This is a genomic window from Aquimarina sp. EL_43, assembly GCF_943422735.1.
Classification (GTDB): domain Bacteria; phylum Bacteroidota; class Bacteroidia; order Flavobacteriales; family Flavobacteriaceae; genus Aquimarina; species Aquimarina megaterium.
Genome location: NZ_CALSBR010000001.1, coordinates 1,636,442 through 1,660,671, shown reverse-complemented (window position 1 = coordinate 1,660,671; position 24,230 = coordinate 1,636,442). Strand labels below are relative to the sequence as shown.

The window sequence follows — 24,230 nt, the reverse complement described above, 5'->3', positions numbered from 1 at the left end:
AACACAAAACTACAAATTCTAATCCTGCCTTGCTATTGTATAAAAATCTTTAATGCAATTATTTTATTAATATCAAAATTCATTAGAAAAGGGGTATTCTCCCTACTCAAATCATAAAGATTCTTTTTACATTTGCTTAAAAACCCCGTGGGACTAATAAAGTTAAAAAATATCAAGGTTTATGCTTATCATGGATGCCTTGTCGAAGAGAAAAAAATAGGATCGGATTACAGAGTAGATCTAAAGATTAAGGCCGATTTATCAAAATCTGCAATATCTGATCGTTTAGCAGAAACTGTAGATTATGTTCATCTTAATCATATTGTAAAAGAAGAGATGGCTATTCGTTCTAAATTATTAGAACATGCCGCAGAGCGAATTTTAGTTCGTATATTAGATGAATTACCATTGGTTGATAAAGTTGTTGTAGATGTTTCTAAAATTAACCCACCTATTGGTGGAAATGTAGAAATGGTTACTATCACAAGAAGCAAAAACCGATAACTATAGTGTTAAAATTGTATGAAAAGCGTTTTATTGTAAAATCATTTAAGAAGTAATCATAAATTTTTTTACATTTGCCTTCCAACCAAAAATTGGGTGTCGTGGCCGAGTGGCTAGGCAGTGGTCTGCAACACCATCTACAGCGGTTCGAATCCGCTCGACACCTCAAAAATCCTGTACTTACGTGCAGGATTTTTTATTTAAATCTGGATTCTGGTGTTATTTTTTCAATTTCGTCCTGAATTCGTTTCTCCATTGTATCTGGTAAAACACCTTTTAAAATAAGAAATACACCAAATACAATCATAATAATACTAATGACCCTTTTGATAATATAGGTTCTTTTTGGAGTTAATTTTCTCTTCAATCTCTTTGCTAGCAACATTTTAAAGAAATCAATAAAAAGATATGTACCTAAAACTATTGTAAAAAAACGTAGAATTCTATTGGTATTCATATCTAACTGTGGTCCTATAACAATAATAACACTTAACCAAAATCCCAATACTCCAATATTTATAAAATTGAGCAAAAAACCTTTTATAAATAACATAAAGTAGTTATGCTTATTGATAATTTCTACCGTAGTATCTCTAAGTTTATTATAGTTTTTTCTTTCCTGAATAAAAGAAATTACACCATAAGTAGATAATAACATCCCTCCAAATATAAATAAGGCAGGATCATCTTTTATTTTTTCTAAAATCTGATTGGTACTAAAATAAGCGATAAGAATAAATACTATATCTGCAAAGATAACTCCTAAATCTACAGCTAAAGCTGCTCTAAACCCTTTAATAGCCGCTGTTTCCAGAAGTACAAAAAAAACGGGTCCAATTAGAAAGGCTAATAAAAAACCTAATGGTATAGCTGCTTGAGCATCTTGAAGCATAGGGTCTAAGCGTATTTATTACAAAGTTAAAAACTACTTAGTTAACTTCAACAATTTTTCCGCCTAAAAATTTTTTAGTATCCTTTTGTTTCGGATCTCCATAAATCCTTATACTCCCTCCTGCATTAGTATTTGCTTTGATATAATCTTTAGCATTTACTTCTGCTACTCCGCCAGCACTAATTTTTACTTGTGTTCTTTTTGTTTCAAGTTCACTACCAAAATACTTTCCTCCAGAATTAATAACGACTTCCTGTTCTTTAGCTATACCTTCTAAATGTACTTCTCCGCCTGTGACTGCTTTAATAAATAATGTTTCTGTTTCAGCTTTTGCTTGTATAACTGCTCCTTCCTGAGCTCTAAGATCCAGTTTATTTCTGTTAAGAACATCTTTTACTTCTACTGTTGATCCTTCATTAGCATCAATTTTTCTAAGCTCTTCATAATGAACTAAAACTTCGGTATTACTTTTATCCCACAGATTATCCAAAGACATTCTAATTTTTAAAATAAGACCTTCTTGAATAATTTCTACGTCGTATCTTTTATAACCAGTGATTATAACTTTATGTTTATCACTTTTAACAAGAGTTACTTTTATTTTATCAAAAACTTTTACTTCTGTAAAATAATCTAGATTTTTAGTTTTAACGTCTTCTTGAGCTTGCCCTAATGCAACCCATAAAAACATAAAAAGAAATATCAATTTTTTCATCGCCCTGTTTTTAAGATTTATATTTCAACTCTGATCTTACAAAAAATAAACGACACTAATTTTTTGATTATTCTATTTCTTCCTTGTTTCCTAACAAGGTAAAATCTAAGTGTCGTTTTATCAGATCAGCATTTTTTACTTTTACATATACCTCATCTCCTAATTGGTATACTTTTTTGGTTTGTTCTCCTATAATGGCATATTCATCTTGATCAAAAACATAGTGATCATCACTCATGTCTCGTAGACGAATCATACCTTCGCATTTATTATTAATTATTTCTACATAAATTCCCCACTCGGTAACTCCAGAGATAACTCCCAAAAACTGTTCATCTTCGTGATCTTTCATAAATTTTATCTGCATAAACTTTATAGAATCACGTTCTGCACTGGCAGCTAGATTTTCCATACTGCTACTATGATTACATTTTTCTTCATATTCATCTTCTGCAACAGATTTTCCTTTATCTAAATAATGCTGTAACAAACGGTGTGCCATAACATCTGGATATCTTCGTATTGGCGAAGTAAAATGTGAATAATAATCAAATGCTAATCCATAATGACCAATATTATGAGTAGTATATTCTGCCTTACTCATACTACGTATAGCTAAAGTATCAACTAAATTTTGTTCTTTTTTACCTTGAACATCTTTTAATAATCCATTTAATGATTTGGTAGTTGTCTTTCGATCTCTAAGATCTAATTTATATCCAAATCTTCCAATAATATTTTGTAGTGCAGCTAATTTTTCGTCATTAGGTTCATCATGAACCCGATAAATAAATGTTTTTTTAGGATTTTGCTTTCCTATGAATTCTGCGACCTTTTTATTAGCTAATAACATAAATTCCTCAATAAGTTTATTAGCGTCTTTAGAAGTCTTAAAAAACACTCCTACGGGTTCGTTATTTTCGTTTAGACTAAATTTCACTTCTACTTTATCAAAAGAAATAGCTCCTTCACCCATTCGTTTACCTCGCATAACTTTGGCAAGTTCATCTAATTTAAGTATTGCATCGGCTATTTTTTGATCAGCCTTATACTCTTTTCTGGTAAGTGAGATCTCTGCAGGAATTACATTATCACGAGTTTCTATAATATGCTGTGCTTCTTCATATGCAAATCTTGCATCAGAATAGGTTACTGTTCTTCCAAACCATTGGTTTTTAATTTCTGCTTTATTATTTAATTCAAACACTGCAGAAAATGTATATTTCTCTTCGTTTGGTCTTAATGAACAGGCATTATTAGATAAAACCTCGGGTAACATAGGTACTACTCTATCTACCAGATATACAGATGTTGCTCTTTCATAAGCTTCATCATCAAGTATTGTTCCTGGTTTTACATAATGTGATACATCTGCAATATGAATTCCGATTTCGTAATTACCATTTTCTAAAACCTGAAATGATAATGCATCATCAAAGTCCTTGGCATCTTTAGGATCAATAGTAAACGTAAGAATTTTTCTCATATCCCTACGACTCTTGATTTCTGATTCCTGAATAGATGTATCTAAAGTATTAGCATAATTCTCTACCTCCTCAGGAAACTCATAGGGCAAACCATACTGAGCCAAAATAGCATGTATCTCGGTATTGTGTTCTCCTGGTTTTCCTAATACTTTAATTATTTTTCCAAAAGGTGAATCTGCTTTTTCTGGCCAGTCTTCTAGTTTTACTAAGACCTTATCTCCGTTCTCTGCATCGGCTATTTTATTCTTAGGAATAAAAATATCGGTATACATTTTGCCATCTTGCATATTTACAAAGGCATAATTTTTTTGAATATCTATTACACCAACAAACTCACTCCTTTTACGAGAAATAATTCTAGAAATCTCTCCTTCACTCTTTCCTCTTCGTTTTCTACGATACACATAAACTTCTACCTCATCTCCATTCAGTGCTTTATTAAGATTATTATTTGGGACAAAAATATCATCTTCAAGATCTTTTACAATTACATACCCTGTACCTTTTGAAGTGATTTCTAAAATACCTGTATAGGTATTAATATTAGGTATGATTTTAAATTTCCCTCTATCTACCTCTTCTATCTGTTTTTTAGCAGCGAGCTGAGATAATTTTTTTATAATCTGGTTTCTACTACTTGCATCATCTACTCCTAGTTTTGATGCAATTTGCTTATAATTAAAACTTTTATTTGATTCAGCTTTTAATATTTTGAGTATTTCCTGGGTAATATTTTCTATTTTTGGTGACTTCTTTTTTCTTCTTCTACTCTTTCTTTTCATTAATGTCTATTCTATATATTTATGATAAAAGTACAGCTTATCTTTTAACATCTATAATTTTAACTTTAAACTTTTATTAATACTTAAATCATATTATCATCAAATAGCTCTAAAATCCATTATCTGTAAATCAAGATATTACATCAAAAAAAAGTAAATAATTACAGCTATTTTTCTTAAAATTTACTTAATTTTAGTACACTAGGATTCGATTTTATTCGTTTAGTATTTAATTCGATATGCACAAAATCAAAAAAATACATAAGATCATATTACTCTTCATACTCATATTTCTATTGGGCATATATGCGTTTACCCTATACATTAATAATACAATAGATCATAAACAAGATACTTTAGAAGGCTCAGAAATAAATAGTTCTGTAAAAACAGATCGTGAAGCCAGTCAAATCAATTAACCTTTTACTATAAAAAATTATTTATCAATCTAGGAGAAATTGATATTCATTTTAATTAGTATCAATTTGATTGTTACGCTTATTTTGTATCTTGTAGAAATAAGATTATCAAGGAATAATTTTAAGAAATGAAAGATTTTATTACTATTAAAACATATACATATCCTTTTGAGTATGCTATACTTAAACTACTTCTAGATCAAGAAGGTATTTCTTATTTCTTCGAAAATGAAACAATGGTCGGTGTTTTTCCTTTCTACTCAAACGCACTGGGAGGTATTAATTTAAAAGTTCATCAAAAAGACAAAAACAAAGTACTTCAGATCATAAGTGATCTTAACACTAATTCTCATCTTAGAATTGTATAATCTAGTATTCATATTTTCTTTATAGTTTTCAACATATATTAAATATATCTTTTTCTTTTTTTTAAATTTAAAATTAATAATGATGATTATAATATAGTGTGGATAGCGGTATAACTTTTTTAAGTTTTATTTGTTTTTTAAGTTAAACTGAATTTTGAAAAATATATGAACAGGATATCATTATTCTAATTGCTTGAAAATGTTCTAAAAATGAAATTTAATTAACAACTGTTAATAGTTAATCAACAGCTTAATTTTTTAATATTATTACGGCAAAACCGTAGTTTATAACATTAACTTAATACTTGAAAACTTAGCCAAAAAAAGAGAGTTTAAAATTTTGATTTCTTACTACTATACTTGTATTCTAATAAAAATCAAAACCACCAAAAAAACTTTATGAATTTTAAGAACTGTTTATTCACACTCAGTGTTAACAGAAGGTTATGAGTTATTAACATTACCGTAATATTGGGTTAAATTATTGGTTTTTTGGAGTTTACTTTTTTTAGATTAAATTATCTTTGCTTAACTAATGAAACGAACAAAAAAATGAAAATAGCTATTGGAAATGATCACGCAGGAACTGAATACAAATTTGCAATTGCAGAATATTTAGAATCTGAAGGTATTGAAATTACTAACTACGGCACTAATGAAAACAATAGTGTTGATTATCCTGATTTTGTACATCCTGTAGCAAAAGATGTAAACACTGAAAAAGTTAGTTTTGGGATTTTGGTTTGTGGAAGCGGAAATGGTGTTGCTATGACAGCTAATAAATACAGTAATGTTAGGGCTGGACTTTGTTGGACAAAAGAAATTACAGAATTAACCAGACTTCATAATGATGCTAATATCATATGTATTCCTGCAAGATTTACATCTCTACCTCAAGCTGTTGAAATGGTAAAAACATTCTTAGCAACAAAATTTGAAGGAGGCAGACATTTAAACAGAGTACATAAGATACCAATGTGTATTTAGCCTATGGTAAAAATTCACGCTCATAATCAATCATATTCTCATGATAAACTTACTGGGCGTAATTTATTATTTTCTATTCTCTTAAATATTGGAATTACAGTTGCCCAGGTAGTTGGTGGTTTGATTTCTGGTAGTCTTTCTCTATTATCAGATGCATTACATAATTTTAGTGATGTACTTTCTTTGATAGTTAGCTTTTTTGCTAATCGATTAGCAAAAAGAGAAGCTTCTATTAAAAGAACTTTTGGTTTCAAAAGAGCAGAAATCATGGCAGCGTTTATAAATGCTATTTCATTAGTTATAATAGCATTTATTCTTGTGTTTGAAGCCATAGAGCGATTACTAAATCCACAGGAAATAAGTGCACGTGTTGTAATTATTCTTTCAGTAGTAGCAATTTTTGGAAATGGACTAAGCGTTTTGCTTTTAAGAAGAGATAGTAAGGTAAATATGAATATGAGGTCGGCATATTTGCACTTGGTAACAGACTTAATGGCATCTTTTGCAGTTTTGATAGGGGGATTGTTAATGAAATTTTATAAACTATTTTGGGTAGATAGCCTGTTAACTTTTGTAATTGCAATCTATCTGATTATTGTAGGTTATGATCTCTTAAAAAAATCATTCAAAGTATTAATGTTGTATACTCCCGATACTATTGAGTTAAAAAAAATAGTAAGAGTAATTAATGCTTTACCAAAAGTTAAAAGTATACATCACATACATGTGTGGCAACTTAACGAAGAAGAAACACATTTAGAAGCGCATGTAGATTTTGATAGTGATATTTTGGTTTCAGAATTTGGAGAAATACTCAACACTATTGAAAACATACTTCATAAAGAATTTAAAATCAACCATGTTACGCTACAGCCAGAATATGGAAATAAGGATAATAAAGATATTATTGTACAGGATTAAAAAATATGGATATCAAATTTAAAGTTAAACGTTTTGACGAGCTCTCTGCATTAGAAGTATATAAAATTTTGCGCTTACGCGCAGAGGTCTTTATAGTAGAGCAGGAGTGTATCTATCAAGATATTGATGATAAAGATCAAAAAGCACTTCATGTAATAGGATACAAAAATGAAGAAATTGTTGCTTATACACGATTATTCGATGCAGGTGATTATTTTAAGGATACTAGCTTTGGAAGAGTGGTCATACCTAAAAAAGAAAGGCAATATGGATATGGTCACAAACTAATTAAAGAATGTGTAAATGCTATAGAAACATTTTTTAAAACTAAAGCAATTAAAATATCTGCCCAGACATATTTAAAAAAATTCTATGAAACACACGGTTTTAAGCAAATAGGAGAGGAGTACCTCGAAGATGGTATTCCTCATATTGGTATGATTAGAGAATAAAAAAGACTCATTAAATCTTAATGAGTCTTTCGTTTTATTTTAAAAGCTCTTCGTACTTATTTTTATTACCTAGTATTTCCTGACTTTTAGCTACTTCTGGGTTATGTGTTACATAATAATTATATAATCCTTCGCGATAGAAATAACGTTTAATAATCTCATCTGTTAGTAAATTAACAATTTCGGTCTTATAGGTGTCTAAAGCTGCTTGTTTAGAAGTGTTTATAGAAGCAACAAGAGTATTATAAGTAGAGATTATATCTTTATCGAACTTTTCCTTTTTTGCTATTTCTAATGATTTTTTAAATGATTTTTCGGTTTCGGTCTCAAAATTAAACTCACTTTGTTTTACAAAATTTTTAAAATCTTCATAATCTTTATCTGTAAATTTAAAATCAGAGGATTTTTTTAATTGATGAGAATAATAATATTTTGTTCCATACTCAAAAATAGCATCAGATCGTAATAAAGCGGTAGTAATTTTACTGAATTTAGAGGTCTCTAATTCAATATCAGGCTGTATACCACCACCATCATATACTGTTCTTCCGTTTTTGGTTTTAAAGGCTTTAAAATCTTGCTCATTGATGCGTACAGCATTATTATTTTTATCACGATTCCAATAATCTAATGCCTGAATACATCTTCCGCTTGGGGTATAATATCTAGAAATAGTAATTTTTAATTGAGTACCATAAGTTAGTTTTTTTGGTCGCTGTACTAATCCTTTACCAAAACTTCTGGCACCAATAACTACTCCTCTATCAAGATCCTGAATACTACCTGCAACAATTTCACTTGCAGATGCACTTCTTCCGTTTACTAATACAACCAAGGGAATCTGGATATCTATAGGTTCTCTCTTTGTAAAATATTCTTTATTATATTTTTTAACCACCGATTTTGTAGTGGTGATTAACTCTCCTTTTGGCACAAAAATATTAGTAACGTTTATAGCTTCACTTAATAAACCGCCAGGGTTACCTCTTAAATCTAAAATTACTTTATCGGCTCCCTTGGCTTTTAAATCTTTTAAAGCATCAATAGTTTCACTAGAGGCTTTGTTATTAAATTTTGATAATACAATATATCCAGTATTATCATTTAGCAAAGTATAAAAAGGAACAGCATCTACTTCTATTTCTTCTCGTGTTAATACTGTAGTTTTATTTACTCCCTGTCTTTTATAAATAATGTTCACTTTAGTTCCGCTGGCTCCTTTAAGGAGTTCTCCTGCATCATCTTTAAAATCAGCTACTTTTACATCTCCTATTTGTATAATCTCATCACCAGCTTTAAGACCAGCTTTATCAGCAGGATACCCTTTATAAGGCTCTATAATGATGATTTTATCTTTTATTGTTTTTACAGAAGATCCAATACCTGTGTATTCTCCTGCGTTACGTATTTTTGAAGCTTCAACATCCTGCTCGTTCCAATATTTAGTATAGGGATCCAAATCATCTAACATGGCTTTGATTGCCGTATCCATTAATTCTGCTGGATTTGTTTCATCTACATAATTCATATTTAATTCTTTGAACATAGTAGTGAAAATTTCAATCTGCTTAGCGATTTCAAAAAAATCTGACTTAAAACTTACTGTAGATAGTAAGATAATCACGGCAGCTACGGGGTAGATAATTCTCTTCTTCATTGATGTTTTCTTTAAATATTGCAAATCAAGTAAACATGTGATGTTGTTATTTTGATTTTATTTCTTGTTCGACAAATTTTTGTAATATTCCTTTTATTTTAGATTCTATTAATGAATATTCAGGCATTTCTTTACCTGAAAATAAAAACATAAAAGTGAATTGATGAGTAGTGTTGGGTACAATATACTTATTTTTTCTATAACTTTCACGCATTAAACGCTTTATACAATTACGATCTACTGCTTTTTTAAAGTTACGTTTGCTAACCGATACGCCAGCCCTAATTTTAATACTCTCATCAAAGTTTGATTTTCTATATACTAATCTAATGGGGTATTTGGATATAGATTTTCCTTCAGAAAAAAGTAATTCTATTTCTTTTTTGCTTTTTAATCGTTCTTTTTTATTAAAAGTAGCCTTCATTGGCATTAAATGTAGTGAATAGATTTTTTATGGAAGCAATAAAAAAACCGGCACTAAAACCGGTTTTTAATAAGACTTTAGTCTATGTGATTTGTCTTCTTAATAACAACTATTCTGAAAAACTATTATTTTTAGGATTTACATCAGCCATAGTTTTTGTGATATCGATTCCAATCGATTTTATTTCAGATTTTGGTTTAGAAAGATCTAAAGAATACGTTGGGTTTGTCCAAGGCCAATCAGGCAATATAGTTCTTTTCATTGATGGGATTGGGTTTTCCTTTTCATTACGCATCACTCTTAAAGGAATATAAAATGACTCTATAGTACTATCTTTATATTCTACATAAAGATCAATAGGCATTGGCATTAATCCAATACGTTCTAAAGTGACTTTGGTAGTGTTATTATCTTCAACAACATCTTTAATTCCGTAATCTATTGTATTTGTTGTTTGCGTCCAATCTGTTAGATACCAATCTAATTGTATTCCAGACACTTTTTCTGCTACCCTTTTAAAATCATTAGGAGTAGGGTGCTTAAATTTCCATTCATCAAAATATCTTTTAATCGTTTTTGCAAGATTATCTTCTCCAATAATATATCCTAATTGTGAGAGAAAAACAGCTCCCTTAGTGTACGCAGAAGCTCCATAAGCAGCATTATGCGAATAGTGATCTGCTTGAGTTGTCTGTGGTTGTTCTATACCAGAAGTAGCTAATTGGTAATATCCCTGGTACATACCTCTTAGCGAATTAGGATTATTCTGTTTCATTACATCATTCATCGCCAGAGTAGAAATATAGCTGGTAAACCCTTCATCCATCCACTCGTGTTTAGCTTCGTTAGTAGCGAGAATATGTTGAAACCATGAATGTGCCATTTCGTGTGCTGTAACGCCAACAAGGCTACCAAAATTTCTTTCTCCTGTGATTAGAGTCGACATGGCATATTCCATACCGCCATCACCCCCTTGTAATACAGAGTATTGATCATATGGGTACTTTCCTATTTTTTCACTAAAATACTTCATCAACTCTACGGTTTTGGGCTGTAGATCTTTCCAGTTTTCTATAATTTCTTTCTTGTTTTTATACAAAAAATGAAGCGTTGGGCCATTAGGCACCTTTACAGTATCGTGCAAATATTCTGGATCTGCAACCCATGCAAAATCATGTACATTAGGAGCTTTAAAGTGCCATGAAAGCTTCTTGCCTTTTCTACTTACTTTTGTACCGGGCTCTTCATATCCATGCCCTATTTCTTGCGGGTTTTGCAAATATCCAGTACCACCCAAAATATAATCTTTATCAATAGTTATGGTTACATCAAAATCACCCCATACTCCGTGAAACTCTCTTGCGATATAAGGGTCTGCATGCCACCCTTCAAAGTCATATTCTGCCATTTTTGGATACCACTGTGTCATTGATAATGCAACACCCTCTTTGTTATTTCTTCCTGAACGGCGTATTTGTACAGGTACCTGACCGTTAAATTTCATAGAAAAAGTAACCTTTTCTCCTGGAGCAATAGGCTTATCTAGTGATACTTCTAAAACAGTCCCTGCAGTTTTATATGTTAATGGTTTTCCATTTTGTGTTAGGGAAGAAACCTTTAAATACCCAATTTCTTCGGGAGTAAGTTTACTTATTCTGTTTCCAACTCTGGGGTCAGGATCAGGAAGATTGCGAGAACGTATGTCCATTTCACTTCCTGGTTGAAATGCATTAAAATATAAGTGATAAAATACTTGATATAACGTATCAGGAGAATTGTTAGAATAGATGAGTTCTTGTGTCCCCTCATATTGAAAATTTTCAACATTCATATCCACATTCATCGTATAATCTACCTGTTGTTGCCAATACGAAGTATTGTTTTGTGCTGTAACGCAAAAAACACCAACTAAAAAGCCAAAACCAATTTTTTTAAACATAATAAATGAATTATTTAGACAATTTATCTGCCATAATAAGGGCATTATACAAATTAACCATTTTACCCGATTTAGATAACCCAGAAAAGCTTCCTACATTAGTTTGCTCCCCACCAATAACTACAGAGGACTTAGTACTTAATCCACTATCCATAAGTATCTTTTTTACCTGAGGAGCTTTTAAATTAGGGTAATACGATCTAATTAACGCAGCAACTCCTGCTACAGCCGGAGCTGCCATAGAGGTTCCTTGCAGGTATTCGTATGAATTATTGGGTGTTGTTGACCATATTTTAACTCCAGGAGCAAATGCATCAACATTGTTTTTACCGTAATTAGAGAAATCTGCTACCAAATTAGAGCCATAAGCATAATTTAAAGCACCAATGGTAATAAAATTATCAGCAATTTCAGAACCATTATTAGTTTGATCATTAGGGTATACTGCTTTTTTATCTAAATCTGTTCCTTCATTTCCTGCTGCATTTACAATCAATACATCTTTTGAGGCCGCATAGGTAATAGCTTCCCTAACCCATTCTGGATGTGTACTGTAGTACTTACCAAAACTAGTGTTAATTACTTTGGCTCCGTTATCTACAACATATCGTATTGCAAGTGCAATATCTTTGTCGTATTCGTCTCCATTAGGAACCGCTCTAACTGCCATTATTTTTACATTTTGTGCTATACCATTCATTCCTTTTCCATTATTTCTCTCTGCAGCGATTATACCAGCAACGTGGGTCCCGTGTTTTATACCTTCTTTTTTTGGATCTGGTCCCATTACATTATTATTCCCATATTTGACATCTGTGATATCATCTACGTTATCACCCACTACAGTTCTACCATCAAATTCGGGATTTAAATTATAATTTAACTGATCAGTGAAATGATCAACACCTTCTTTAAGGTTTTTGATAAAGTCTGGTATCGTATCACCTGGATCCATAAACCCAAACATTTGAGCAAGAAAAGCGACATGTTGTTGCATCTCTTGAGTCTTTGCTTCTACTTTTAAAAGTTCGTCTCGAGAATAGTCTTCTTTTCCCAGTGCATCTGTAATTGCTTTGTGCGAAACCTTAGATTGCTGAAGTATTTGTTCGTATTGTACTTTTTGAGCAGAGTTTTCCTGATATTCTTTTTCGAATTCTGCTTTGGCTGCAATATAATTTTGGTATTCACCTCGATCATTTTCTGGTATAGAAGCAAGAGTTTTACCAGCATATTTTGGTTTAAACTTTTTTATGATTCTCACATATTCAAGATTTTCGTCTTCAGAATCCCCTAAAAAATTCCAGCCGTGAATATCATCAATATATCCATTGTTATCATCATCTTTTCCATTCCCCTTAATCTCTTTTGGATTTGTCCAGATCACCCCATCCAGATCCTCATGCTCAATATCTACACCACTATCGATAACACCAACAATAACAGTCTTACCTTTTTTGTTTTTAATAAGAGTATTATAAGCTTTATTTACGCTCATCCCGGGAACCGTATCAGAAACCAAATCAAGCGAATTCCAACCTTTAAGTTGAGCATCGGTAAGATCTATATTTTTTAAAGGAATTGTATCGATATTCTCTATAGGTGTAGAAACAATGGTTGGAGCACCACAGCTTACCAAAATCATAGATGAGGCAATGGTGGCAATAATTTTATTAGATGAGGGAATCATTTGATCTTTTATTTTAATTAAATATTTCATGACAAGTAAAGACTTCTTTTAATCGCACCCCTTTTTGGGTGTGTTGTACTGTTATTATTTCATTATGGGCATCATGTTGCAGGAATAAATACCATCCATTAGTAGCGGCATTATCAAGAAACAGTTTTTTTTCATCCAAGGTTAATAAGGGCCTGGTGTCATAACCCATTACATATGGTAAAGGAACATGACCGGCTGTAGGCAGAAGATCTGCCATAAACACAATCGTTTTACCTTTATATTCTATATGCGGAATCATTTGTTTTTCAGTATGTCCATTAACAAATAGTACGCCAAAACCTAATTCAGTGTTTTTTTGGAACGATGTACCTGACCTGGAAATAAAATTTAATTGACCACTTTCTTGTATCGGTATGATGTTTTCACTTAAAAAAGAAGCTTTTTCTCGAGCATTAGGCTGTGTAGCCCATTGCCAATGTTCTTCATTGCTCCATATTCGAGCATTTTTAAAAGCTAATTCATATCCTGTTCGGGCTTTATTCCATTGCACTACACCACCACAATGATCAAAGTGAAGATGAGTAATAAAAACATCGGTAACATCATCTCTGTGAAATCCTTTTGCTTTTAGAGAGGTATCTAAGCTATCATTTCCCCAAAGTGAATAATGACTGAAAAATTTTTCGGACTGTTTATCTCCCATTCCAGAGTCAATAAGAATTAACCTATCACCCTCTTCAATTAGTAAGCATCTTGCTGCAATATCAATTAGGTTTTTTTCATCTGCAGGGTTGGTTTTGTTCCATAAAACTTTTGGAACCACTCCAAACATAGCGCCTCCATCAAGTTTAAAATTTCCTGCTTTTATGGGATGTAGATTCATTTGTTTATTTTTAATTCTGTCTTTAATTAATATGATTGTCGCCAAAAGTTATTTAGATCTACACGTCTAAAGCACAAATTATTTTCTGGGGTCAAAAATGTTTTTAAGACATTTTCTATATATCTGATCCAATGGCTTATTTCGGTACTAATTAAAAATCTTTGCAAAATAGAAAAAATGGCAGGGATCAAGATTTAATTTTTGGACTTTTTAACAATAATTCATCATATTGTATACTTGTTATCACTTTTTCTAAGCGAGTTCCGTAATCTAATAAAGCTTTGATCTCTTTAATACTAGCCAAACGTTCTTTTCTCATCACCAACAAAGAGTTACCATTACATTCAATATGATAATATGGATTACTCTCTAAAAACAGTACTAATTCATCAGTAAAGAACAACTTAATTTTTTTTGGTTTTTCTCCTAAAAGGAAGAACCGTTTAGAAAAATCGGGATGGCCAGAAATTAAAATATCTTTAAACCCTGAGAACTTATATATAAACTCAAGTAACCCCTCTTTGTCTAAAGTAAATTTAGGAACTTCAGTTTTTAATTTTATAGTCATGATCGTGGTTCTCACCAAAGTACGGGCAATAAACTCACCTTCAGAAAATTCGGTATCAGAAATTCTAAAAATAGACTTTGAGTCATAAATAGAATTATTTAGATAATTGATTTTTTTAGTTTTAAAGAACACAAAATCATGCAAACCAGAGACATCATGACCTTTTTTAGGGGCATATTGCCAGGAAAAGTCATTTGCAATATTTTGTAAATCTTTTTGTCTTTTGGTAAGATTCGATTTTGCTCCTATTTTAATTTTTTTAGAAAAAGGAATCAAACTTCTTATGGCTAAAGGGTGTTCTGAAGAAGTACCATGAATATCTAGTCCTGTAATCTCAAAAGATCCTCCTTTTCTCTTAAAAGTTTCCTGATATCCTAATAAACTCTCCTGTACAGTATAATCTACAAAATCACAAAGAGAAAAATCTATTATAGTATCCTGGTTCTCAGGAATTGTATCTAATTTTCTTTTTAATCGAGAATAATTAAGAAAGCTTGAAAAACTCTTTACACTAACAAAATAAGTATCGTTGAAACCTTCTTTAAACATAAGCACATTAGGTTTAAAAAGATTTCTGATAAAAAAGAGTACGCTTTTATTAAGGATAAAATGTATAATAATCGTTGTTAGGATTCCGATAAGGATTCCTGTGATTAAGTTTGTTGTTATCGTTGCTATAATTGTGGCAAAGAAAATAATAAGTTGTTCTTTACCAATTTTGGCAACAATTTTTAAGTTTCTTGGAGCAGCCAGCTTATATCCTGTATACACCAAAATAGCAGCCAGTGCTGTAAGTGGAATTCTTTTAAGTTGATCTTGAAATAAAACTACAAATAATATTAAGAACACAGAGTGAAAGAAATTAGAAGATCGGTTGGTACCTCCGTTATTAACATTTACAGAACTACGGGCGATTACAGTAACTACATTAAGTCCTCCTATAAAACCACTAACAATCGATGCAATACCTAATGCAGTAAGATCTTTGTTAATATTTGATCTTCTTTTTAACGGGTCTAGCTTATCTACGGCCTTAATACTTAATAGAGATTCAATACTCGAAATTAAAGTTATTGCAATAACTACTCCTATAAATTTAAAGTCAAGAATTAATGAAAAATCTGGAGTAGGGAAGTTTGAAAAAACATCATTGGGTATTTGTACCAATAAGGAGTCATCTATAGGGTAAGGAGCACTTGAAAAGAATTCGTAATAATAGCTTAAACCAACAGCAATAAGAACGATCCACATGGGAGCTGGTACCAATTGAAAATATTTATTTCTGATTTTACCATAAAAAAACATAATCAATAAGCTCAAAACTCCAACTAATGCAGCAATAGCAATGGCACTATATTCAGGTTTAAATAGTAACGAAATACTATGAGGAATATCTGTTAACAAGGAAATAGTATCTCCTTTAATACTTGTATTAGCAAGCATAACATGAAACTGTTTTGCAAAAATACTTATTCCTATAGCGGCAAGCATTCCCTGAATTGCCGAAGAAGGGAAAAAGTCACTCAGAATCCCCAATCGCAATTGACCAATAATGATCATTAATGCTCCCGAGCATATAATGGCAGCTAATGTAAAGATATAACCTTGATAAAGATCTCCATTAGCAAGTGTTGTTATTGCTCCTAATAAAACAACAACTAATCCATTACCGGGACCTGTAATTGTAACTTTAGATCCTCCAAAAATGCTTACAATGATCCCTCCAACAACAGAAGCAATTACTCCAGAGATAGGTGGAGCTTCAGAAGCTAAAGCCAATCCTAAACCCAATGGTAATGCAATTAGTGAAACCACAAAACCCGAAAAAATATTCTTAGGCAGTTGAGATAAAAATTCAGATGTAGCGTTATTCGTTTTCTTCATTTATCTCATAATTAAAACATCTGTTGGTAATTCTGATAAAATATGCTCAAGATCATGAAGAAAAATACGATCTAAGAACGTAGTTCTTTTAGGAGCATTCATAATAAGAAGGTCTGCGGCGACCACTTTTGCGTAATGACCAATAGAATATCCTCTTTTTCCAAATATAGATTGTGTTTTTATTAAAATACCAGTTTTAAGATCTTCAGGAACATCGCTTAAGATATGCTGTACTCTAAGATCTTCTTTTTGGGCTAATTGTTCTTTTATTAATGTGTCTTTAAGCAAAGATTGATCGTCTTCTACAATAACCTTAACTTCTTGACGAGAAATCTCTTCTACAATAGTGAGTTTTTGTGCACCAAGATTCTGGGCTACTTCAAACGAATCAAGAATTGTTTGCCTAGTTTTTTCATCTTTAAGACCATTTACTACAATATGATTACAAGGGCGTAAATCTTCTGATGGTTTTATTAACAGCAAAACAGAACAATGTGCATTTCTTGTAATTTTTCGTGCAATTGACCCAATATAAAATTTAAGAAAATCTTCTCTGGGGATAGCACCAAGCATAATAAGATCAGCATTATTTTCTCTGGCTGTTTCAATAATTACTGTAACGGGATCTCCTTGTTTCCAAATAACATTTACTTTTTCATCATCATCGTCAGAAAATCCTGAAATTAGCTTTTTTATATTATTTTCTTTCTCATTCGTTTTTTCGCCTACATGAACAATGATCATTTTAGAATCAAAAAAATCGACCATTCGCATAGCCTCAAAAATATTATTTTTAAGGTTTGGAGAAAAAGCTACACCAATAAGGATAGTATTAAATTTATGATTAGGTAATTCGTTCAAAGATTTATTTTGTAATAATTTTAAATCGCGAAATATAAACTTAATTTTTTAAAATCAGAAAACAGCACTTATTTCTGTTATTTTTAAAAAAATCCCGATCTTTCTCACATTAATCTGATTTAAGAACAAAACATGTTAGAACTTGCAGGAATAATTATATTAGGGATTTTGGCCCAATGGGTGGCATGGAAATTTAAAATACCCGCAATTTTACCGTTAATTCTTATAGGACTTTTGGTTGGTCCTTTCGCTACATTATTTACTAGTGACGGCACTAAATTGATACAACCTATCTGGAATGGGACAGAAGGTCTTTTTCCTGGTGAGAGTTTATTTTATTTTGTTTCTTTAGCGATAAGTATTATTCTTTTTGAAGGTGGCCTTACCTTAAGAAGAAGTGAAATTCTTAATGTAGGTCCGGTGATTATAAAATTAATCACGATTGCTGTTATTGTTACTTTTTTTGGTGCAGGATTGGCAGCACACTATATTTTTGATCTAAGCTGGCCCATCTCGTTCTTATTTTCTTCATTGATTATTGTAACTGGCCCTACAGTAATAACTCCAATTCTTAGAAATATTCCTCTTAAAAAAGATGTATCTGCTGTATTAAAATGGGAGGGTATTTTGATTGATCCTATTGGTGCTTTGGTAGCCGTTTTGGTATTTGAGTTTATAAGAGTAGGTGGTGGTGAAGAATTTACACTAACAGCTTTAATCGAATTTGGAAAAATTATACTTGTTGGTTTTACATTTGGTTTTACATTTGCTCATGCATTGGCATTTTCTCTAAAGAAAAAAATTATCCCTCATTATCTGCTTAATGTAGTAACCCTTGCATTGGTATTAGGTGTTTTTGTATTATCAGATACTTTTGCTCATGAATCTGGATTACTTTCTGTAGTAATTATGGGTATGGTATTAGGAAATATAAATCTTCCTCATATTGATGAGATTCTATATTTTAAAGAATCTCTAAGTGTACTTTTGATCTCGATATTATTTATCCTTCTGGCAGCAAATATCAATATCGAAGATTTACAACTAATCTATAATTGGCAAGCTGTTTTACTTTTTGTTATTGTTGTTTTTATAGTAAGACCGGCAGGTGTGTTCTTGAGTTCTCTTAATTCTGGACTTAAAACCAACGAAAAATTATTTATTAGCTGGGTAGGACCAAGAGGGATCGTAGCAGCAGGTATTGCATCATTATTTGGATTAAAGCTATATAAAGAAGGAATTCCGGGGGCAGAGTATATTACACCTCTTGTGTTTATGATTGTACTGGGTACTGTTTTACTTAATGCTACAACAGCACGTCTTTTTGCCAAATTGGTAGGTGTATTTCTTAAAAAATCTGAAGGAATCTTGATTATTGGCGCTTCCAAAATTTCGAGATTGATTGCAGCGTATATAAAAAATAACAATCGTCATGTCGTTTTGGTAGATAGTAATAGAGATAACATCAATAAAGCCAAAGACCTTGGACTAGAAGCGATCGAAGGCAATATTTATGGTGATCAGCTTAAAGACAATATCGAATTAAATGATATAGGGTATTTAATGGCGCTTACCGGTAACAATGATATAAATAAATACGTAATTGATAAGTTTAAAGATCAATTTGGGGAACATGGAGCTTTTAGACTAATTACTTCTGAAGAAATGTTAGACCCTAAAAAAACCCCTCATGAAGGATTATTTTCTCATACCGATGATTACTATAAACTTATTGAACTTGCCGAAAAATATCCGGGAATACAGGAAATAAAAATCAAGGATAAAAAGCAGTATAGAGCATTAATTGAGTTAACCAAAGAGGATAAAGATATTATTCCACTGTTTATAAAAGACACACATAAAAATATTAGAATCATATCCTCGTTTAGTGAGGAAATAGAACAAGTAGAAGAAGGAAGTTTTCTGGCCTATATTGGTAAGCCTATAGATATCGAAGAGGTAAAATAATTACTTGCTATTGCATATTTATAAGGTAGTAACACGACTTGATTATATAGTGATATTACTGAGTCCAGTTTAATTTTCTTATTTTTGAACTCACTTAACCTAAAAATCAAGAATCGAAATGAAAAAACTTGTGTATGTCGTTGCCTATATCCTTGCCCTGGGATTTGCAGCATGTGGAAGCGATGATGATGTAGATTGTGTTAAAGCTAATGTCGATTTATCAGAAGCTGCAGCTACATATAGTCAAAACATTGGTTCTACAGAAGCTTGTACTGCATATAAAACAGCAATAGAAGTAGTTTTAAATAATGGTTGCGCTGCCGATGATGAAACCATTAAAGTGTATGAAGAACAATTAAAAATATTAGGAGATTGTAAGTTTGGAGGACAAACTTGCCTGAATTGTACTAATAATGATATTACTCTGCGGGTATGTAGAGGAGAAAACGGAAATGCATTTATACAAGAATTTCGTCAAGGAGTATTAACTCCTAGAGATACTGGTGTTCCTTTTGACAAATATGTAGAACTTTCAGATTGTAAATAATTGGATAGTATCTTTATAAAAGAACAGATAAAAAGGTGATCATTTTTGATCATCTTTTTTGTTTAATAAGATATATGTATACCGGAAAATGATCACTATACCCTCCTGTATATGCATTATTGGTATAACTGCGAAAAGGGTATCCTTTATACTTTCCTGTTGGTGTAATCAAATATTCTGGATTAAATACTCCTGCTTTATAATACCGATAAGAAGAATAATCTGAGTCTAAAAAACTTTTAGAAATAATAATTTGATCAAACAGGCTCCATTGGTCTCTCCATGCAAGAGACCCCAACCCTTTTTTTGCCAATTTTGCCATAGGATTGTAAAGTCCTTTAATTTCGATATTTTTTCTATGTTGTTTTGCTTTCAGTATTTTTTTTACACTCAAGTCATTAGGGTTATCATTAAGATCACCCATTGTGATAATTTTTGCATACGGATCAGTAGCGAATAGAGAATCCATTATCTTTTTATTTAGTGCTGCTGCTTTTTCTCTCTTATATCTACTTCTGGCTTCTCCTCCTCTTCTTGATGGCCAATGGTTTACAATAATATGGATTAGATCTCCATCCAGATAACCACTTACTAATAATTGATCCCTTGTAAACACTCGTTTAGCAGTATCTTTGTCGTAAATTATCAATTCATGCTTATTGTAGTTTTTCACTTTAAACAGTGCATTTTGATAGAGTAAAGCCACATCTATACCTCTTCTATCCGGTGAGTCAAAATGTACAATACTATAATCTTTAGATCTAAGATTTGGATCATTAACAAGATCTTCGAGCACTTTTCTATTTTCTATTTCTGCAACACCTAAAATGGCAGGAGAGTTGATAGCTAAACCTTTGCCTATTTCAGAGATTGTTCTGGCCATATTTTTCACTTTATGAGTATATAATTTATAGGTCCAATGATCTTTTCCCTTAGGAGTTCTGTCATCATCAAAAGTTATAGGGTCATCTTCGGGATCAAAGAGATTTTCGAGATTATAAAATGCTATAGTATGGATCACATACTCCTTTTTTTCTTGTGCACAAAGAAATGAGGTGAATAATAATATGAAAGCGAGTGTTACGAAGATGTCTTTTGAAAACATAAGATTGCTTTTTGTGAGACTTCATAGATTTTAGAACCTGTGAGGTCTAGGATTAATGTCCTCGGCATACACTCGATTTGAATCTCGAGATTATCCTGGAGCTAATATTATTTATAAATCAATTACAAATATTGGTTTTTCCAGTTTCGAAAAATGAAACTGGGATATTATATACTTGCCTTTATTAACCTATAAATCAGTATGGTTTCGAGTTGTTTAACCTCACACATCTAATAAAATGACATATTATTCTTTTGATCCAAAATATATACTATTGATTTTCTTTTGTAGTATCTCTAGTGTTAATGCACAACAAACTGAGTTAAAAGGAAAAATTATTGACGCCATTTCTGGTGCAAATCTTGAAAAAGTTACAGTATCCATTAAAAAAACAAAAGTTAGTGTGCTTACTACTACTTTTGGTGAATTTGATTTTAGAGACACCAAACTTCCTTTGGGAGAGCAAGTATTAATAATATCTAAGGACGGATATGTAACTAAGCGTTTTCCTATTACAATTAATGAAGGAAATGTCCTGGACCTTAAAAAAATAGACTTACAATTTGATTTTAATACCGAACAACAACAAATAGGTACGATTAGCCTTTCGGATCATGAATTGGATGAAGATAATGATATATCTTTTAGTGTTTCGGGATTACTTCAATCTACCCGAGATGTATTTCTTACTGCAGCAGCATTTGATTTTAGCTCAACTTTTTTTCGTCCCAGAGGTTTAGGAAATGAGAACGGAAAAATCCTGATCAATGGGATTGAAATGAACAAATTTTCTAATGGAAGACCACAATGGAGCAATTGGGGAGGATTAAATGATGTACAACGTAATCAGGAATTTTCATTAGGAATTTCAGAAAACGACTATACATTTGGAGATCTTTTGGGAACTTCTAACATCATTATGAGAGCTTCTAAGTACCGCAAAGGAGGCAAAATATCTTATGCCTTTTCTAACCGTAGTTACCAGGGGAGAGTAATAGGAACGTATAATTCTGGAGTTACCGCAAAAGGATGGGCTTTCTCTGTGTCTTTATCCAGAAGATATGGAAAAGAAGGTTTTGTTGAAGGAACCTTATACGACTCAAATTCATTTTTTGTTTCGATTGAAAAAAAATTAGGGAAGAAACACAGCTTAAACCTAACGAGTTTTTATACTCCAAATCGTAGAGGAAGATCTACAGCAATTACCGATGAAGTATTTAATCTTAAAGGAAACAATTATAATCCTAACTGGGGATACCTGAACGGAGAAATAAGGAACTCTAAAGAGCGAAAAATAGAAGAACCAGTCTTTATGTTAAACCACTATTGGAGCATATCAAAGAAAACTCATTTACAAACTAATATCGCTTTTCAAACTGGTAAAATTGCTAATAGTAGAATAGATAATGGAGGAAGTGATTTACTAATTGGTCCAAATGGGCAACAAACTTATATTGGAGGAGGAAGAAGCGCAAACACCAATCCTGTGCATCCGGATAATATGCCAAGTTCTTTTTTAGAAGGTCCTAATCCAACTCCTCTAGATTATCAAAATGCCTTTTTGGCGCAACAAAACCTCATCAATAATGGGCAATTAAACTGGCGTGATATATTACAAACCAATCAACAAAATGCGCAAAAAGGTAATAACTCAACATATATCTTATATGAGGATAGAACAGATGATGCCTTGTTGAGTAGCAATATGATACTAAATAGTCAATTCAATACATACATTACATTAAATGCGGCGATTGGGTACAAGAATTTAAAGAGTCAAAATTTTGCTGAGGTAACAGATCTTTTGGGTGGTACAGGTTTTCTGGATGTTGATGTATTTGCGTTATCTTCAACAGGATTAACTTCTTCCGAATTAACTAGTAGAGCGCAGAGTGATTTACGCAACCCGAATCGTATTGTGGGAGTAGGAGATCGCTATGATTATAATTATGAGATTGAGGCCTCTGCGATTAATGGATTTCTTCAAGGACAATTTAAGTTGAAAAGAGTTAATTTCTTTTTAGGTGGAACAATTTCGCAAACAATATATCAAAGAAATGGTTTGTTTGAAAATGGATATTTTCCTGGAAACGATTCCTTTGGAAAAAGTGAAGCTTTAAGTTTTATGAATTATGGAGTAAAAGGAGGGGCTACCATTGCGATCAACGGGCATCATTTTATTAAACTACAAAGTGTCTATTTCAATAAACCACCTACAATTCGTAACGCTTTTGCAAATGCAAGATATAATAATAGCACCATAGCAAAATTAATAGGAGAAGATCAGGAAAGTGAAAAAATCCAATCTGTAGATGGTAGTTATATATTTCGTTCTCCCAAGATCAAAGCCAGATTAACAGGATATTATTCTAAGATTTTGGATGCTACGAATATTTCTTTCTTTTTTACCGAAGCTATTTCAGGATCAGATGTGGGGTTTGTTCAGGAAATACTTACCGACATAGATAAACGGTATATCGGAGGAGAATTTGGGGTCGAATACCAGATCACCCCCACTATTAAAATTAAAGGAGCAGCGGCAGTTGGTAGTTTTGTGTTTGATAATGATCCAGACCTGGTCTTAACCAGTACTAGTGAAGCATTTTCAGATATTGAAGGGATACAAAGTTTCGGAAAATCAGCATTAAAAGGATATCATATTGCAGGAGGACCTCAACGGGCAGGACAATTAGGTTTTGAGTACCGTGACCCAGATTTTTGGTGGTTTGGAGCTACCACCAATTATTTTTCTAACGCCTATATCAACATAAGTCCTTTTGCAAGAACCGCGAATTTTTATCGAGATACAGATGGACTACCTTTTAATGATTATGATGAGGATGTTGCAAAACAACTTTTACGACAAGAGCAGTTTAAAGACTACTTCCTTGTAAATGCTATTGGTGGTAAATCCTGGAGAATCAAGAAATATTACATTGGTTTTTTTGCCTCTATAAATAATATTCTTGATCAAGGATATAAAACAGGAGGATTCGAACAAGCCAGAAATGCAAATTACCGATTAGCTTTAGAAGAATCACAACGTGATACTCCTGTTTATGGATCAAAGTACTTTTATGGGTATGGCACTTCCTACTATCTAAATGTATATATAAGATTTTAGTACTAGACCTCACAGGTCTCTAAGACCTGTGAGGTCTACTTTCATAATAAGAACAATAAACACAA

The 24,230-nt window shown here is 31.9% G+C and carries 19 protein-coding genes and 1 tRNA gene; 9 read left to right on the top strand and 11 right to left on the bottom strand.

All coding sequences use genetic code 11. The annotated features are described in order from the left end of the window. Positions 1-147 precede the first annotated feature (147 nt). A complete protein-coding gene (gene folB, locus NNL09_RS07590) occupies positions 148-504 on the top strand; it encodes a dihydroneopterin aldolase (RefSeq protein ID WP_025666131.1) in 357 nt (118 codons plus the stop codon). Positions 505-599: 95 nt separating this feature from the next. After that, positions 600-670: transfer RNA gene (locus NNL09_RS07585), tRNA-Cys, on the top strand. A gap of 30 nt (positions 671-700) precedes the next feature. On the opposite strand, the gene NNL09_RS07580 is transcribed toward NNL09_RS07585, so the two are convergent. The 3 genes from NNL09_RS07580 to rnr all read right to left on the bottom strand — a co-directional run bounded on the left by NNL09_RS07580 (position 701) and on the right by rnr (position 4,380). Beyond that, positions 701-1,396, bottom strand: a complete 696-nt coding sequence (locus NNL09_RS07580; protein WP_025666132.1) for a LysE family translocator — start codon at positions 1,394-1,396, stop codon at positions 701-703. Between the two features lie 37 nt (positions 1,397-1,433). Further along, a complete protein-coding gene (locus tag NNL09_RS07575) occupies positions 1,434-2,111 on the bottom strand; it encodes a head GIN domain-containing protein (protein WP_025666133.1) in 678 nt (225 codons plus the stop codon). Between the two features lie 67 nt (positions 2,112-2,178). Then, positions 2,179-4,380, bottom strand: coding sequence for a ribonuclease R (gene rnr / locus NNL09_RS07570; RefSeq protein ID WP_196911621.1), 2,202 nt, complete (start codon positions 4,378-4,380; stop codon positions 2,179-2,181). Between the two features lie 547 nt (positions 4,381-4,927). On the opposite strand from rnr, the gene NNL09_RS07565 reads away from it, so the two are divergent. From NNL09_RS07565 to NNL09_RS07550, 4 genes are all read left to right on the top strand, one after another. After that, the gene (locus NNL09_RS07565; protein ID WP_025666134.1) at positions 4,928-5,167 is read left to right on the top strand and encodes a hypothetical protein; all 240 of its coding nucleotides are present in this window, start codon (positions 4,928-4,930) and stop codon (positions 5,165-5,167) included. A gap of 552 nt (positions 5,168-5,719) precedes the next feature. After that, the gene (gene rpiB, locus NNL09_RS07560; RefSeq protein ID WP_025666135.1) at positions 5,720-6,154 is read left to right on the top strand and encodes a ribose 5-phosphate isomerase B; all 435 of its coding nucleotides are present in this window, start codon (positions 5,720-5,722) and stop codon (positions 6,152-6,154) included. Between the two features lie 3 nt (positions 6,155-6,157). Beyond that, complete coding sequence (locus NNL09_RS07555) at positions 6,158-7,075, top strand: cation diffusion facilitator family transporter (protein ID WP_196911622.1); 918 nt, start codon at positions 6,158-6,160, stop codon at positions 7,073-7,075. An 11-nt stretch (positions 7,076-7,086) separates the two neighbouring features. Then, positions 7,087-7,527, top strand: coding sequence for a GNAT family N-acetyltransferase (locus NNL09_RS07550; RefSeq protein ID WP_370540766.1), 441 nt, complete (start codon positions 7,087-7,089; stop codon positions 7,525-7,527). Between the two features lie 34 nt (positions 7,528-7,561). On the opposite strand, the gene NNL09_RS07545 is transcribed toward NNL09_RS07550, so the two are convergent. The 7 genes from NNL09_RS07545 to NNL09_RS07515 form a co-directional block, all read right to left on the bottom strand. After that, complete coding sequence (locus tag NNL09_RS07545) at positions 7,562-9,184, bottom strand: S41 family peptidase (RefSeq protein ID WP_196911624.1); 1,623 nt, start codon at positions 9,182-9,184, stop codon at positions 7,562-7,564. A gap of 46 nt (positions 9,185-9,230) precedes the next feature. Beyond that, complete coding sequence (gene rnpA / locus NNL09_RS07540) at positions 9,231-9,608, bottom strand: ribonuclease P protein component (protein ID WP_196911625.1); 378 nt, start codon at positions 9,606-9,608, stop codon at positions 9,231-9,233. Between the two features lie 109 nt (positions 9,609-9,717). Continuing rightward, positions 9,718-11,547, bottom strand: a complete 1,830-nt coding sequence (locus NNL09_RS07535; protein WP_196911626.1) for a M1 family metallopeptidase — start codon at positions 11,545-11,547, stop codon at positions 9,718-9,720. Positions 11,548-11,557: 10 nt separating this feature from the next. Beyond that, positions 11,558-13,264, bottom strand: coding sequence for a S8 family peptidase (locus NNL09_RS07530; protein ID WP_025666141.1), 1,707 nt, complete (start codon positions 13,262-13,264; stop codon positions 11,558-11,560). Then, positions 13,248-14,108, bottom strand: a complete 861-nt coding sequence (locus NNL09_RS07525) for an MBL fold metallo-hydrolase (RefSeq protein ID WP_196911627.1) — start codon at positions 14,106-14,108, stop codon at positions 13,248-13,250. Before NNL09_RS07525 ends, NNL09_RS07530 begins: the two co-directional genes overlap by 17 nt. A gap of 187 nt (positions 14,109-14,295) precedes the next feature. Beyond that, a complete protein-coding gene (locus NNL09_RS07520; RefSeq protein ID WP_025666143.1) occupies positions 14,296-16,560 on the bottom strand; it encodes a SulP family inorganic anion transporter in 2,265 nt (754 codons plus the stop codon). Beyond that, positions 16,561-17,421: a universal stress protein gene (locus tag NNL09_RS07515; protein WP_231389268.1), complete on the bottom strand. Its 861-nt coding sequence runs from the start codon at positions 17,419-17,421 to the stop codon at positions 16,561-16,563. It lies immediately after the preceding gene. A gap of 132 nt (positions 17,422-17,553) precedes the next feature. Between NNL09_RS07515 and NNL09_RS07510 the strand changes: the two genes are divergently transcribed. Both NNL09_RS07510 and NNL09_RS07505 read left to right on the top strand, forming a co-directional pair. Next, positions 17,554-19,389 carry a sodium:proton antiporter gene (locus NNL09_RS07510; RefSeq protein ID WP_196911628.1) on the top strand — a complete coding sequence of 612 codons (1,836 nt, stop codon included), beginning with the start codon at positions 17,554-17,556 and terminating at the stop codon, positions 19,387-19,389. A 118-nt stretch (positions 19,390-19,507) separates the two neighbouring features. Continuing rightward, positions 19,508-19,936: a hypothetical protein gene (locus tag NNL09_RS07505; RefSeq protein ID WP_025666146.1), complete on the top strand. Its 429-nt coding sequence runs from the start codon at positions 19,508-19,510 to the stop codon at positions 19,934-19,936. A gap of 49 nt (positions 19,937-19,985) precedes the next feature. Here NNL09_RS07505 and NNL09_RS07500 read toward each other — a convergent pair whose 3' ends face one another. After that, positions 19,986-21,041, bottom strand: coding sequence for an endonuclease/exonuclease/phosphatase family protein (locus NNL09_RS07500; protein ID WP_196911629.1), 1,056 nt, complete (start codon positions 21,039-21,041; stop codon positions 19,986-19,988). 238 nt (positions 21,042-21,279) lie between these two features. Here NNL09_RS07500 and NNL09_RS07495 point away from each other — a divergent pair, with 238 nt between their 5' ends. Further along, the gene (locus NNL09_RS07495; protein ID WP_196911630.1) at positions 21,280-24,165 is read left to right on the top strand and encodes a carboxypeptidase-like regulatory domain-containing protein; all 2,886 of its coding nucleotides are present in this window, start codon (positions 21,280-21,282) and stop codon (positions 24,163-24,165) included. Positions 24,166-24,230 lie beyond the last annotated feature (65 nt).